Annotated in this window: 16 protein-coding genes; 10 read left to right on the top strand and 6 right to left on the bottom strand. The window is 60.0% G+C overall.

Annotated features, from left to right (window positions below; all coding sequences use genetic code 11):
* Positions 1-123: 123 nt before the first annotated feature.
* The 4 genes from SM766_RS04525 to SM766_RS04510 all read left to right on the top strand — a co-directional run bounded on the left by SM766_RS04525 (position 124) and on the right by SM766_RS04510 (position 2,734).
* Positions 124-429: a BufA1 family periplasmic bufferin-type metallophore gene (locus SM766_RS04525; RefSeq protein ID WP_065270710.1), complete on the top strand. Its 306-nt coding sequence runs from the start codon at positions 124-126 to the stop codon at positions 427-429.
* An 86-nt stretch (positions 430-515) separates the two neighbouring features.
* Entirely contained in the window at positions 516-1,403 is an 888-nt protein-coding gene (bufB, locus tag SM766_RS04520; RefSeq protein WP_368947062.1) for an MNIO family bufferin maturase, read from the top strand.
* Positions 1,400-2,152 carry an HvfC/BufC family peptide modification chaperone gene (locus SM766_RS04515; protein ID WP_368947061.1) on the top strand — a complete coding sequence of 251 codons (753 nt, stop codon included), beginning with the start codon at positions 1,400-1,402 and terminating at the stop codon, positions 2,150-2,152. Before bufB ends, SM766_RS04515 begins: the two co-directional genes overlap by 4 nt.
* Positions 2,153-2,167: 15 nt before the next feature.
* Entirely contained in the window at positions 2,168-2,734 is a 567-nt protein-coding gene (locus SM766_RS04510; protein WP_274828400.1) for a DoxX family membrane protein, read from the top strand.
* A 70-nt stretch (positions 2,735-2,804) separates the two neighbouring features.
* Here the strand turns inward: SM766_RS04510 and SM766_RS04505 are convergent, their stop codons facing one another.
* A complete protein-coding gene (locus SM766_RS04505; protein WP_368947060.1) occupies positions 2,805-3,122 on the bottom strand; it encodes an arsenate reductase family protein in 318 nt (105 codons plus the stop codon).
* A gap of 220 nt (positions 3,123-3,342) precedes the next feature.
* Here SM766_RS04505 and SM766_RS04500 point away from each other — a divergent pair, with 220 nt between their 5' ends.
* Positions 3,343-3,549: a cold-shock protein gene (locus SM766_RS04500; protein WP_065270715.1), complete on the top strand. Its 207-nt coding sequence runs from the start codon at positions 3,343-3,345 to the stop codon at positions 3,547-3,549.
* Positions 3,550-3,607: 58 nt separating this feature from the next.
* Here SM766_RS04500 and SM766_RS04495 read toward each other — a convergent pair whose 3' ends face one another.
* On the bottom strand, positions 3,608-4,084 hold the full coding sequence (locus SM766_RS04495) for a dihydrofolate reductase (protein ID WP_368947059.1): 477 nt from the start codon (positions 4,082-4,084) through the stop codon (positions 3,608-3,610).
* A gap of 14 nt (positions 4,085-4,098) precedes the next feature.
* Complete coding sequence (locus tag SM766_RS04490; protein ID WP_368947058.1) at positions 4,099-4,932, bottom strand: thymidylate synthase; 834 nt, start codon at positions 4,930-4,932, stop codon at positions 4,099-4,101.
* A gap of 248 nt (positions 4,933-5,180) precedes the next feature.
* Between SM766_RS04490 and SM766_RS04485 the strand changes: the two genes are divergently transcribed.
* From SM766_RS04485 to SM766_RS04475, 3 genes are all read left to right on the top strand, one after another.
* Positions 5,181-6,227: a hypothetical protein gene (locus tag SM766_RS04485; RefSeq protein WP_368947057.1), complete on the top strand. Its 1,047-nt coding sequence runs from the start codon at positions 5,181-5,183 to the stop codon at positions 6,225-6,227.
* A 7-nt stretch (positions 6,228-6,234) separates the two neighbouring features.
* A complete protein-coding gene (locus SM766_RS04480; protein WP_368947056.1) occupies positions 6,235-7,659 on the top strand; it encodes a surface lipoprotein assembly modifier in 1,425 nt (474 codons plus the stop codon).
* A gap of 72 nt (positions 7,660-7,731) precedes the next feature.
* Positions 7,732-8,160, top strand: a complete 429-nt coding sequence (locus SM766_RS04475; RefSeq protein WP_065270720.1) for a VOC family protein — start codon at positions 7,732-7,734, stop codon at positions 8,158-8,160.
* A 448-nt stretch (positions 8,161-8,608) separates the two neighbouring features.
* Here SM766_RS04475 and SM766_RS04470 read toward each other — a convergent pair whose 3' ends face one another.
* The 3 genes from SM766_RS04470 to SM766_RS04460 form a co-directional block, all read right to left on the bottom strand.
* Complete coding sequence (locus tag SM766_RS04470) at positions 8,609-9,106, bottom strand: MarR family winged helix-turn-helix transcriptional regulator (RefSeq protein ID WP_197492335.1); 498 nt, start codon at positions 9,104-9,106, stop codon at positions 8,609-8,611.
* Between the two features lie 78 nt (positions 9,107-9,184).
* Positions 9,185-9,457: a succinate dehydrogenase assembly factor 2 gene (locus tag SM766_RS04465; RefSeq protein WP_274838493.1), complete on the bottom strand. Its 273-nt coding sequence runs from the start codon at positions 9,455-9,457 to the stop codon at positions 9,185-9,187.
* A 16-nt stretch (positions 9,458-9,473) separates the two neighbouring features.
* Entirely contained in the window at positions 9,474-9,872 is a 399-nt protein-coding gene (locus SM766_RS04460) for a helix-turn-helix domain-containing protein (protein ID WP_274828393.1), read from the bottom strand.
* A gap of 100 nt (positions 9,873-9,972) precedes the next feature.
* On the opposite strand from SM766_RS04460, the gene SM766_RS04455 reads away from it, so the two are divergent.
* Positions 9,973-11,175 (top strand): pyridoxal phosphate-dependent aminotransferase, encoded by a 1,203-nt coding sequence (locus SM766_RS04455; protein WP_368947055.1) that lies wholly within the window; start codon positions 9,973-9,975, stop codon positions 11,173-11,175.
* Positions 11,176-11,191: 16 nt separating this feature from the next.
* Complete coding sequence (locus SM766_RS04450) at positions 11,192-11,602, top strand: hypothetical protein (RefSeq protein WP_065270725.1); 411 nt, start codon at positions 11,192-11,194, stop codon at positions 11,600-11,602.
* Positions 11,603-11,622: the final 20 nt, after the last annotated feature.

Genomic DNA, 11,622 nt, shown 5'->3' with positions numbered 1-11,622 from the left:
CTTCCTGACGCCCGCGTGACACACAGCCTCGTGAATTTAAAGACCTCCGGACCTGGGTTAGGGTTTTCACGTACCCCAAGGGTATACTCGATATACCGCAAAACCCGTTGAGGAGGACTTCATATGTCGAACCACGCAAAATCCCTCGCCGTCGCCAGCGCGGTTGCCGCTGCCCTGACCGCTGCAACCACCATGCCTGCCGCTGCGCAGAGCAAGGAAAAGTGCTACGGCATCTCCCTGGCCGGCCAGAACGATTGCGCCGCCGGCCCCGGCACCACCTGCGCGGGCAGCTCGGTCGTTGACTATCAGGGCAACGCCTGGACCCTGGTCGACGCAGGCACCTGCGCCGAAATCGAACTGCCGGAAATGGCAGACGGCACCGCGCGCAAAGGCTCGCTTGAGCCGCTGGAACGCGACCTGCCCGCATAATAATTGATTTCGTGAAGGGCGCGCGCCTGCCCGCCCTTCACATCTTCACCCCGCCCCAAGCCACGACCAGACGAGCAGGACACGCCATGCTGGACGCCGTACTTCCCAACCAACTGCCGACTACCCCCGGCGTGGGGTACAAGCCGCAGCATTTTGACGCCCTGATCCGGTCTGTGACGGATGAACACGGCCCCGGACCAGTGCGCTGGCTGGAAATCCATGCCGAGAATTACATGGGCGACGGCGGCCGCCCCATCGCGCAGCTGCGTCATCTGGCCGAGCGGTTTGCAATCTCCGTGCACGGCGTGGGCCTGTCGATTGGTGGTGAAGCGCCGCTGGACCGTGACCACCTTGCGCGGTTGAAAAAGCTGGTGAACTGGCTGAACCCGGCGAGCTTCTCTGAGCATCTGGCGTGGTCCACCCATGACAGCCATTTCCTGAACGATCTGCTACCCCTGCCCTATACCACAGAGACGCTAGAGCGGATCTGCGATCACATCGACCAACTGCAGACCACCATCGGCCGCAGCATGCTGCTGGAAAATCCCTCCAGCTATCTCGCCTTTGACGAAAGCGACTGGTCCGAGCCGGAATTTCTGGCCGAAATCAGCCGCCGTACTGGCTGCGGTCTGCTGCTGGACGTCAACAACGTCTTTGTCTCGGCGACCAATCTCGGGTTCTCGCCCACCGGATATATCGACGCCTTCGCGTTCGATAAGGTCGGCGAAATCCATCTGGGCGGGCACGACGAAGATGAAGACGATCACGGCGCGCCACTGCTGATCGACAGCCACGGGCGCGAGGTTGTGGACCCTGTCTGGTCTCTGCTCGACTACACCTTGGCCAAATCCGGTCCCAAACCTGTTCTGATCGAATGGGACACAGATGTGCCGGACTGGCCCATTCTGCGGAACGAGGCAATGCGCGCGGATCAGGCCCTGTCGAAAGTTGCCCCGGCACAGGTAGCGAGATGAAACTGTCGCAAACAGGTTTTGTCAGCGCCTTGCTGGCGCCGGATGCCCCGATTCCGGATGGGCTGTCGGATGGTGTTGGCCGTCCGGCTGGTCGCCGGTTTTCGGTCTACCGCAACAATGTGGCGGCCTCTCTGACAGAAGCCCTGCACGAAGGGTTCCCGGCGATCGCGGGCCTTTTGGGCAAGGAGAACATGGACGGGCTGGCCGGGCTTTACTTTCGCAAGCACCCGCCCGCCTCGCCCCTGATGATGCATTTCGGCGGCGATTTCCCTGATTTTCTGGCCGGGATGCAGCAGCTGAACCATCTGGGCTACTTGCCCGATGTGGCCCGTCTCGAACTTGCGCTGCGCCGCTCCTACCACGCAGCCGACGCAACGCCCGCAGCACGGGATGCGCTGGCCGGGATGTCCCCTGATGTGCTGATGTCACTGAAGGTGGGAATTGCCCCGGCGGTAGAACTGCTGCGCTCCGACTGGCCGCTGCATGACATCTGGCGTTTCGCCACGCAGCCCGGCGCCCCCAAACCCCGGGCCGAGGCGCAGGACGTGCTGATTACCCGGCCCGAATTCGATCCCATCGCCCAGCCGCTGCACCCCGGCGGCGCTGATTGGATCGACGCCCTGATCCAGGGTCAAAGCATCGGGGCAGCCTATGAGGCGGCCCTGCAAGCGAGCCCTGATTTCGACCTCTCCCAACCGCTGACCCTGCTCTTAGAGGGCGGCGGGCTGACCGATCTTATGATCTCATGACATAAAGGAAAACCAATGCGTTCTGTTGTTTCGCTCCACAACGCGGTCTTCGGCCTCATCGAAACCGCGGGAAGCTGGCTGTTGCCTGCCCTCACCCGTTTCGTCTTTGCTGCAACCCTGCTGATGTATTTCTGGGTCTCCGGCGTCACCAAGCTGGGTGATGGCATTTTGGGCCTGTTCAGCCCCTCTATGGGCGCCTATGCGCAGATCTTCCCGAAGCAATTCGAAGCCGTCGGCTATGACGTGTCGCAGCTCGGCGCATTCCACTGGCTGGTCGTCATGGCAGGCACCTGGGCCGAATTCATCCTGCCGCTGCTGCTGATCATCGGCCTGTTCACCCGTCTTGCCGCGCTTGGCATGATTGGCTTTGTCGTGGTGCAGTCCCTGACCGATATCTACGGTCACAACGGCACCGATCCGAAGACACTTGGCGCCTGGTTCGACCGCTTCCCGGACGGCATCATCCTGGATCAACGTCTGCTGTGGGTCTTCCTGCTCAGCGTACTGGTGATCAAAGGTGCCGGCGCCCTGTCGCTTGATGCAGTGCTGCGCCGCAAGTTCGCTGCGACCGATCCGGCCTGATCTCAACCGAAATCGTCACGCGTCATTCCCGCCATCCCCGCCAAAAACGGGGATGGCGTTTTTCGTTACCTTATTCGGGCAGAAGGGCCTGCTGAACGCTCTTGTCCCAGCCAAGGTACAGCTTGCCGTCATCTTCGATCAGGGGCCGTTTCATCAGCGCCGGATGTGCGCGCAGCAGATCAAGCGCCGGGGTTTCCCGTTCAGCGTCGCTGAGCTCCCGCCATGTGGTTGAGCGCGTATTGACCAGTTTGCCTTCAAATTCAGCATAGGCGCGCTCCAGAACATCATCCGGCACGCCATCGGCCCTGACATCCACCAGTGTAGCCTCTGGCAAGAGTTTCAGTGCCTTACGGCAAGTATCACAGTTCTTCAGTCCAAAAAGCTGCATCGTATCATTCTCTTTCGCTTTGGATCGTTTCCCGTAATTTACGGAAGATTTTGAGGTCTGGTCTTGATTTTTTGTTCACGCATGTAACAGTCGGACTTGCCTAGACATTTTTCGGATGCCGTATAGCTCCTCACGCAGCATTGTCCGGCGCCGAAGAAAGGCAATTGTGAACGCCTTGGCAATATCCGGGGCGCGTATAAGGTAGAAGGAGACACGGAACATGCCAAGTGGCACCGTGAAATGGTTCAATAACACAAAGGGTTACGGATTTATCGAACCCGACACAGGCGGCAAGGATGTCTTTGTTCACATCTCTCAGGTCGAACGTTCCGGATTAAAGGGACTCTCTGACAATATGAAAGTCGGTTACGAGTTGACTGAAGGTCGCGATGGCCGACAGATGGCCGGTGAAATCACCGAACTCTGACGGGGGTGAGGCGGCGCGCACAGGCACGCCGATCCACGCGACACCTCACCAGGCCATCTTATCGTCTGAGGTACTCCACCAAAGCGCAGGCCGGATCTGCCGCCCGTAAGGCGGTGGTTCCGATGAGGTTCCAATCCGCCTCGCTGAAATTGGGGAAGAACGTATCAGCGCCTTCGACGGCAACATCGACTTCGGTGATCAGCAGGCGATCAGCCAGCCCCATCATCGCAGCATAGATCCCGGCGCCGCCGATGCCATAGACGCGCCGGTATCCCTGTGCATAGGCCATATCGATGGCCTCCCCGATCGAGGCGCAGACGGTATCCGCTGCGGCAGGATCTGATGACACAACGATATTCAGGCGGTTTTTCAGCGGCTTGAACGGCAGGCTGTCCCAGGTCCGGCGCCCCATCACGATGGCACCGCCCAGTGTTTCACGCTGAAACGCCTTCAGATCCTCGGGCGCGTGCCAGGGTATCGTGTTGTCCTTGCCAATGGCGCCATCTCGGGCGCGGGCCGCGATCAGTGTAATCATCTCTGCTGCCCCCGTTAAACCGCGACCGGCGCCTTGATGGCCGGATCGGGATCGTAGTTCAGGAATTCAAAGTCCTCGTAGCGGAAGTCGAAAATCGATTTCACGTCCCGTTTGATCCGCAGCTGCGGCAGGGGTTTCGGCGTCCGCGACAGCTGCTCCTGCACCTGATCCATATGGTTTGCATAGATATGCGCATCCCCCATGGTGTGAATGAAATCACCCACCTCATAGCCTGTCACATGTGCCAGCATCGCCTGCAACAGCGCGTAAGAGGCGATATTGAACGGCACGCCCAGGAACATGTCCGCCGAGCGCTGATAGAGTTGCAGATGCAGCTTACCGCCCAGGATCCGCACCTGCCACAGGGTATGGCATGGCGGCAGCGCCATATCCGGCACATCGCCCGGGTTCCAGGCCGACACGATCAGGCGGCGGCTGTCGGGCGAGATTTCGATCATCTTCACCAGATCCGCGATCTGATCGACACTGCCCGCGCGATAGAGGGCTTCGTCCCCCGTGGTTCCGGGCACCAGATCCAGACGCGGGAAACGGCGCCACTGATAGCCATAGACCGGCCCCAGATCGCCATTCTCATCCGCCCATTCATCCCAGATCGACACCCCGTTGTCCTTCAGGTAGCCGATGTTGGTATCCCCGGAGAGGAACCACAGCAACTCGTGAATGATCGAGCGCAGGTGTAGCTTCTTGGTGGTGACCAGCGGGAACCCATCGGCCAGAGAGTAGCGCGCCTGCATGCCGAAACAGGACAGCGTCCCGGTCCCGGTGCGGTCGCTGCTACGGGTGCCATTCTCCAGAATGTGGCGCAAGGCGTCGTGATATTGCTGCAAAGGTCGTCCCCTCCCCGGCCGCGCCCGGTTGCCGGGCTGTTTCGCCTTTGGTCATACCCGTTGCACCGGCTCGCGCCAAGGCCTTGCGCCGCAGCGCCTGCTGCCAACACCCCAAAGACGAACTATGGCATTCAGGCCAGCCCCGTCGACAAAGTTTTCCCCATCCCGCAAATCCGTTGACTTTTTGGGAGCTGCGGCAAATTGTGAGAAAAAAACCGCCCAGAAGTTCGAGCAGAGGCAGGCACATCATGAATAAGATTACTGGCGCATTTATTGCGGCGCTTGCGCTATCGGCGTGCGGCAACGGGAATCCGTTCACCGAAGACACGGCTGATAACGGCGGCGACACAGGCACCGACACCGGAACAGATACCGGTATCGACGGGGACGGCCGCCCACCGGGGACCCCCTCCCCGACCGCTGACACCTCGATCTTCCGCCGCGAAGGTACCAGCACCGAAGACGCCTATATCGGCAATGGCTACGCCACCGAAATCAGCTATGACAGCAACAACGATACGTTCTCGGTGGACAACCTCGCCTTTGACGGGGACGGCACCTATGCCCGCGGCACCGCCGTCAGCAGCCTTGGCCCCTTTGCCGTTTACGAGGCCGACGCCCAGTACAGCGACATTACCGACAACGAGCCAATCAACCAGTTCACCCACCGGGCGATTTACGGCGTCAGCACCTCCGGCAACAGCAAATTCGCCATTGTCCGCACAGGCGCCTATGCCGGTTATGGCTTTGGCGGCTTCGTCTATCAGCGCGACAATTCCGTCACCCTGCCCAGCAGCGGACAGGCGCAGTATAATGGCTCCCTGGCCGGCCTGCGGGACTACAACGGCGCCGCGGGACTGGAGTACACCACCGCCGACGTGCAGATCGCTATCGACTTTGACGACTTTAACCCGGCGACCGGCGGGCGTGGCGATGCCGTGAGGGGCAGCCTGACCAACCGGACCATCTACGACACAGACGGCAATGACATCACCAATGACGTGATCAACCGGATCAACGTCGACAAGAACCTGACGCTATCCAGCATTCCGGTTGCCGTCTTCGATGTCGGCCCGAACAATCTGGATGACAACGGCGAAATCATAGGCACCCTGCAAAGCACCTATGTCGATGCCAACGGCACGGCCCAAACCTATGAAACCGGCAATTACTACGCGGTGGTCTCGGGCGACAATGCCGAGGAAATCGTCGGCGTCGTTGTGCTGGAAAACTCGCTTGACCCGGCTGCAAATTCCGTCCGCGAGACGGGTGGCTTCATCGTCTACAATAACTGAGCCTGAGATGCCTCGCGTTCAGCCGCTCAGCCAAGGTCTGGGCAGGGCTGCACTGGTCCTGCTCTGCGCGACGGTTCCGGCCTCTTTCGGGGCCGTGACCACGGCTGCGCCTTCGGGTGAAACGGTGCTGACCCCGGCTCAGATGCGCGCTGCGGCGACGCAGCTCCTGAAGGTCAGCAATCCGAAACAGGCCATGGCCCTGGCCGAGGCGCTGATCTCACGCGACCCAGAGGACCGCACCGCGCTCCTCATCAAATCGCGGGCGGCGCGGGATCTGGGCGACTATCCCACCGCACGAAAAACAGCCAAACAAGCCTGGTCACTGGCCGAGACCGACAGCGACCGATACGCAGCCGCCCTGATCATGGCGCAAGCGCTTTCCTCGGGCGGGCAACGCACCATGGCGCAATTCTGGCTGCGCCGCGCCGTGGAACATGCCCCGGACGAACAGCTGGAGCGCCGCGCAGTGCGCGATTTCCGATACCTGCGCGCCAGCACCCCCTGGCTGCATCGGTTTTCCTTTTCGGTTTCTCCCGAATCCAACATCAACAACGGCTCCTCCGAGCGGTCCTCATTCCTGAATTACGAGCTGGCAGAGGTGCTTCTGGGCCAACCCGTGGAGTTCGAGCTGGGAGGCACCCAGATGGCGCTCTCTGGGATCGAATACGCAGTGGGCTTGCGATCCCGATACCGGTTTCACGAAACCGAAACCCGGGCTCATGACCTCGCCTTCTCATTGGATGCGCGTAGCTATACCCTCTCTTCCGAAGCCAAGGCACAGGCGCCCGGCGCCGAGGGCAGCGACTTTGCCTTTGCCACATATCAGATGGGCTATGGCTTGCGTGGCATCAATCTGGACCGTAGGGGCGAATTCCGCGTCGCCGCCGATCTGGGGCAAAGCTGGTACGGCGGTGAGGAATACGCCCGCTTCCTGCGCCTTTCTGCCGGGCAAAGCTACAAGCTGGACCGCGGCCGCCGGATCAACGCGCGCCTGTCGCATGAAATTCAGGACGGTGTCGCGACCAGCGACCAGGACACCTGGCGCGCAGATCTTTCCTACAGCTTCAAGCTGCCCTCTGGCGCAACGCTCTGGACCAACCTGTCTGTGGCCGGGGCAACGTCAAACTATGCCCCCGACGAATTTGAGGAGGTCGGCCTGCGCACCCAGCTGACGCTGGGCAAGCCGATCCTCGGCGCGACGGCGCAATTTGGTCTTTGGGGGCGGGTCCGGGATTATGACGTCTCCCCGCACAGCCCGGACGGGCGCCACGATGACCGCTACCAGGCAGATGTCTCGCTCACCTTCAACAAGATTGATTACTACGGTTTCAACCCGACGGTCAGCATTTCAGCATCCAAGCTCGACAGCAATATCGGCCTCTATGAATCGCATCGCTTCGGCGTGAACTTCGGCATTCAGTCAGCTTTCTGACCCCCGCCCCCTCGACTTTCCGGACCTGAAGGTTACTGTCGGCCCGAACGTGATCAGATCAGGGAAAATCACATGCCCCTTACCTATTTGCACACTATGGTCCGCGTTAAGGACCTTGAGAAATCCATGGCCTTTTACAAGCTTCTGGGCCTTGTAGAGACGCGCCGCTATGACAGTGAGCAAGGCCGGTTCTCTCTCATCTTCCTCGCGCCTCCGGGTCAGGAAGATGCCCCGATTGAGCTGACCTACAACTGGGATGGCGACGACGGACTGCCGAGCGACAGCCGCCATTTCGGCCATCTCGCCTATGGCGTCGATAACATTTACGAGATGTGCCAGCACCTGATGGACAATGGCGTCACCATCAACCGCCCGCCGCGCGACGGGCGCATGGCCTTTGTGCGTTCCCCCGACAATATCTCGGTCGAGTTGCTGCAGAACGGTGAAGCTCTGGAACCGGCAGAGCCCTGGGCCAGCATGGAAAGCTCCGGGCACTGGTAAAGCCAGCAGCCCTCCGGCTGCTGGGCCAGAGCACAGGAGCCGGTTCAGGACACCAGAACAGAACACGTGAAAAAGGCGGCCCCGTTTCCGGGGCCGCCTTTTTCTGTTTTTGTCGCCTTTATTAGCGCTCGGCGCCGCGGTGATCTGCGGGCAGCGCGTGTACCTCTATACGCCCCCTGCCGTGTTCGGTCTGTCGGGGCCTTGATCTTTACTGGCTAAACACCGTTTCCCTTTGGGGCCATGTATTGATCTGTTGAGGCATTCTTGCCTGTGCGACACTCACCCTCGCGGCTGAGCTCCTGTAGGTCGCAAACGGTTCACTCTTGAATTCTTCAAGTCGGGGTTTTGGCTGCGTTTTACAGCCGTACTAGGGTCTTCTTAACAGGTAGATCGAGCAGCCTTTCTGGCTGCATGGCAGCGGCTTTGGACCAAACGGTCCAGCACCATATCAGTAGATGTAGCGGATCTGGTCAGACCAGTAGCGCTCCACACGTTTCAGCGAGGCGGTAATGTCTGCAATACCTTCTCCGCTGATGACACCTTTGCCTTCCAGGCCTTCTGCGTGACGCGAGAACAGCCCAGCCACGATATCGCGGATTTCCCGGCCACGCGGCGTCAGACGCACACGCACCGACCGGCGGTCGATTTCGCAGCGCTGGTGATGCATGTATCCCATGTCGACCAGCTTTTTCAGGTTGTAGCTGACGTTGCTACCTTGATAGTAGCCACGCGTCTTCAGTTCGCCAGCGGTGACTTCATTGTCGCCGATGTTGAACAGTAATAGCGCCTGGACGGCGTTGATTTCCAGAACGCCTACGCGTTCAAATTCATCCTTGATCACATCCAGCAACAACCGGTGCAGACGTTCTACCAGCGCCAGTGCTTCAAGGTAGCCAGTCATGAACCCTTTTCGGTCCTGCTGGCCAATTGGCAATTCCATACTCATTCGCATCTCCGACTCGAATTTGCTGAGAGACAGAATGCCTACAATTTCCGAAAAATCAGTTAAGCTGAATTTTTATGATTATTGATAGGTTTGCGCAATGTGTTGAACCAGCTCAGAAAACGCTTCGGGCGCCGGGACCTGCCCCGTAACCCATTGATATAAATCCTGATCATTTTCATGAAGCAGCCGGTCATAGAGGTCGAGATCCGCCTCTGACATGGCCGCAAGGTTGGCCTCAGCATAAGCGGACAGAAGAATATCCATCTCTTTGATTCCACGCCGCATCGACCGCATCTGCAAACGCTTCAGCCGGTTTTCGCGTGTTTCTGCCCCAGGGGTCTGTCCGCTCATGTGAGTCGCTCTCGTCTTATTGTGCTGCGTTCTGTAGCAGGTTCCGCAGTTTCTTTTCCAGACGCGCAGCGCGGTCCGAACCGGCGCGCAGCTCGGCGCGCAACTCGCGCAGCTCGCTCAGCACGGAAGAGAAATCGCCAGCTTCCAGTTCCAGCTCGCCCGGCTCGGGCATGCCGTCGCCTTCGCCCGTCAGCAGCCAGGTCATCGACACGTTCAGCAAGCCGGACATCATCGACAGTTTATTGGCGCGCGGCTCGGACAGGTCCTGTTCCCAGCCCGACAGGGTGCTTTTCTTGACGCCCAGACGCCGCGACAGCTGGCCCTGGGTCATGCCGGCCGCCTCTCTTGCAGCTGCCACGCGGTCGCCGAACGTCGCGGCCTCCGGTCCGAACCAGTCTGTTGTATCGTTGGCCATTTTGGCTCTCCCTTAATTGAACGCGCCAATGCCGCTTGATCGCGATTTGGCCGCACCCTATGACAGTTAACAGCAACATACAAACCGGGGCCACTCCGCCATGTCTTTTCTGTCAGCAACACTTTCTCGCGTAAAACCGTCACCCTCTATTGCCATCAGCACCCTTGCCGCCGAGCTGAAGGCGCAGGGGCGCGATGTGATCGGTCTAAGCGCCGGTGAGCCGGATTTCGACACGCCCCAGAACATCAAGGACGCTGCCGTCGCCGCCATCGCGGCGGGCAAGACGAAATACACCGCACCCGACGGCATTCCCGAGCTGAAACAGGCGATCTGCGCAAAGATGAAGCGCGATCACGGGCTGGATTATACCCCGAAACAGGTCTCGGTCGGCACTGGCGGCAAACAGACGCTTTATAATGCGCTGATGGCAACGCTGAACCCGGGCGACGAGGTGATCATTCCAGCCCCCTATTGGGTCAGCTATCCCGACATGGTGCTGCTGGCCGGCGGAACCCCGGTCTCGGTCGAAGCCTCGCTGGAAAGCGATTTCAAACTGACGCCCGAGCAGCTGGAAGCCGCAATCACCCCGAAGACCAAGTGGTTCATCTTCAACTCGCCCTCCAACCCCAGCGGTGCGGGCTATAACCGGGCCGAGCTGAAGGCGTTGACCGACGTCCTGATGCGCCATCCGCATGTTTGGGTTATGACCGATGACATGTATGAACATCTGGTCTTTGACGGGTTCGAATTCTGCACTCCTGCCGAGGTGGAGCCGGGCCTTTACGAGCGAACCCTCACCTGCAACGGCGTTTCCAAGGCCTATGCCATGACCGGCTGGCGCATCGGTTATGCTGCAGGCCCCGAGCATCTGATCGCCGCCATGCGCAAGGTGCAGTCGCAATCGACCTCGAACCCCTGCTCGATCAGTCAATGGGCCGCAGTCGAAGCGCTGAACGGTCCGCAGGATTTCATTGCCGAGAACAACGTTGCTTTCAAACGTCGCCGCGATCTGGTGGTGGCTGCGCTGAATGATATCGACGGGATCACCTGCCCGACGCCCGAAGGCGCCTTCTACGTCTACCCCTCCATCGCCGGGCTGATTGGCAAGAACACGCCCAAGGGCACCGTCATCAGCGATGACGAAGCCTTTGCCACCGCGCTTCTAGAAGAGCAGGATGTGGCCGTGGTCTTTGGCGCGGCATTCGGTCTGTCGCCGAATTTCCGCATCAGCTACGCCACCTCGGACGAAGCGCTGGTAGAGGCCTGCCGCCGCATCAAAAGCTTCTGCGACACCCTCAGCTGAACCGGAGAGACCGCCTATGTCCGCTGCGCTGCCCGAGTATTACTTCCGTGTCCGCGAAAACGGGGCCTTTGTGTTCCGTGTGGATACGGAGAACCGCCAGCGCCGGATCGACATGGATCAGATCGCCGTTGTGAACACACGCAACGGCGAGATCCGCCCGCATGGGGACCGCCAGCTTTCCGCCCGCGACATGGAGGCGATCGAGACCTGGATGGCAGACCGCATCGCCACGCTGGCGCGGCGGGACATTGATGACATCCACCGGGCGGTGGACCATTTGAACCTCACCGCCCATTGGGTGCAAAGCAAGGCCACCGACGAACAGCTGGATGAAGTCTCGGATGCATTGTTAATGGCGATGCACGACCTGCGCTCGGTTCTGGTGCGCAAGAAGGCCGACCAGCTGATGAAATCTCGCAAGGACTAAACCGGCCTGTCGCCGTTTCC

The organism is Pseudophaeobacter sp. A-200-2, assembly GCF_041008815.1.
Lineage (GTDB): Bacteria > Pseudomonadota > Alphaproteobacteria > Rhodobacterales > Rhodobacteraceae > Phycobacter > Phycobacter gallaeciensis_A.
Note: the sequence above shows the minus strand (reverse complement) of the source record. Positions and strands in the feature narration are given on the sequence as shown.

Excerpts from the sequence above, each read along its gene's own strand:
- SM766_RS04525 (WP_065270710.1), top strand. The coding sequence starts at position 124 with ATGTCGAACCACGCAAAATCCCTCGCCGTCGCCAGCGCGGTTGCCGCT.
- bufB (WP_368947062.1), top strand. The coding sequence starts at position 516 with ATGCTGGACGCCGTACTTCCCAACCAACTGCCGACTACCCCCGGCGTG.
- SM766_RS04515 (WP_368947061.1), top strand. The coding sequence starts at position 1,400 with ATGAAACTGTCGCAAACAGGTTTTGTCAGCGCCTTGCTGGCGCCGGAT.
- SM766_RS04510 (WP_274828400.1), top strand. The coding sequence starts at position 2,168 with ATGCGTTCTGTTGTTTCGCTCCACAACGCGGTCTTCGGCCTCATCGAA.
- SM766_RS04505 (WP_368947060.1), bottom strand. The coding sequence starts at position 3,122 with ATGCAGCTTTTTGGACTGAAGAACTGTGATACTTGCCGTAAGGCACTG.
- SM766_RS04500 (WP_065270715.1), top strand. The coding sequence starts at position 3,343 with ATGCCAAGTGGCACCGTGAAATGGTTCAATAACACAAAGGGTTACGGA.
- SM766_RS04495 (WP_368947059.1), bottom strand. The coding sequence starts at position 4,084 with ATGATTACACTGATCGCGGCCCGCGCCCGAGATGGCGCCATTGGCAAG.
- SM766_RS04485 (WP_368947057.1), top strand. The coding sequence starts at position 5,181 with ATGAATAAGATTACTGGCGCATTTATTGCGGCGCTTGCGCTATCGGCG.
- SM766_RS04480 (WP_368947056.1), top strand. The coding sequence starts at position 6,235 with ATGCCTCGCGTTCAGCCGCTCAGCCAAGGTCTGGGCAGGGCTGCACTG.
- SM766_RS04475 (WP_065270720.1), top strand. The coding sequence starts at position 7,732 with ATGCCCCTTACCTATTTGCACACTATGGTCCGCGTTAAGGACCTTGAG.
- SM766_RS04470 (WP_197492335.1), bottom strand. The coding sequence starts at position 9,106 with ATGAGTATGGAATTGCCAATTGGCCAGCAGGACCGAAAAGGGTTCATG.
- SM766_RS04465 (WP_274838493.1), bottom strand. The coding sequence starts at position 9,457 with ATGAGCGGACAGACCCCTGGGGCAGAAACACGCGAAAACCGGCTGAAG.
- SM766_RS04460 (WP_274828393.1), bottom strand. The coding sequence starts at position 9,872 with ATGGCCAACGATACAACAGACTGGTTCGGACCGGAGGCCGCGACGTTC.
- SM766_RS04455 (WP_368947055.1), top strand. The coding sequence starts at position 9,973 with ATGTCTTTTCTGTCAGCAACACTTTCTCGCGTAAAACCGTCACCCTCT.
- SM766_RS04450 (WP_065270725.1), top strand. The coding sequence starts at position 11,192 with ATGTCCGCTGCGCTGCCCGAGTATTACTTCCGTGTCCGCGAAAACGGG.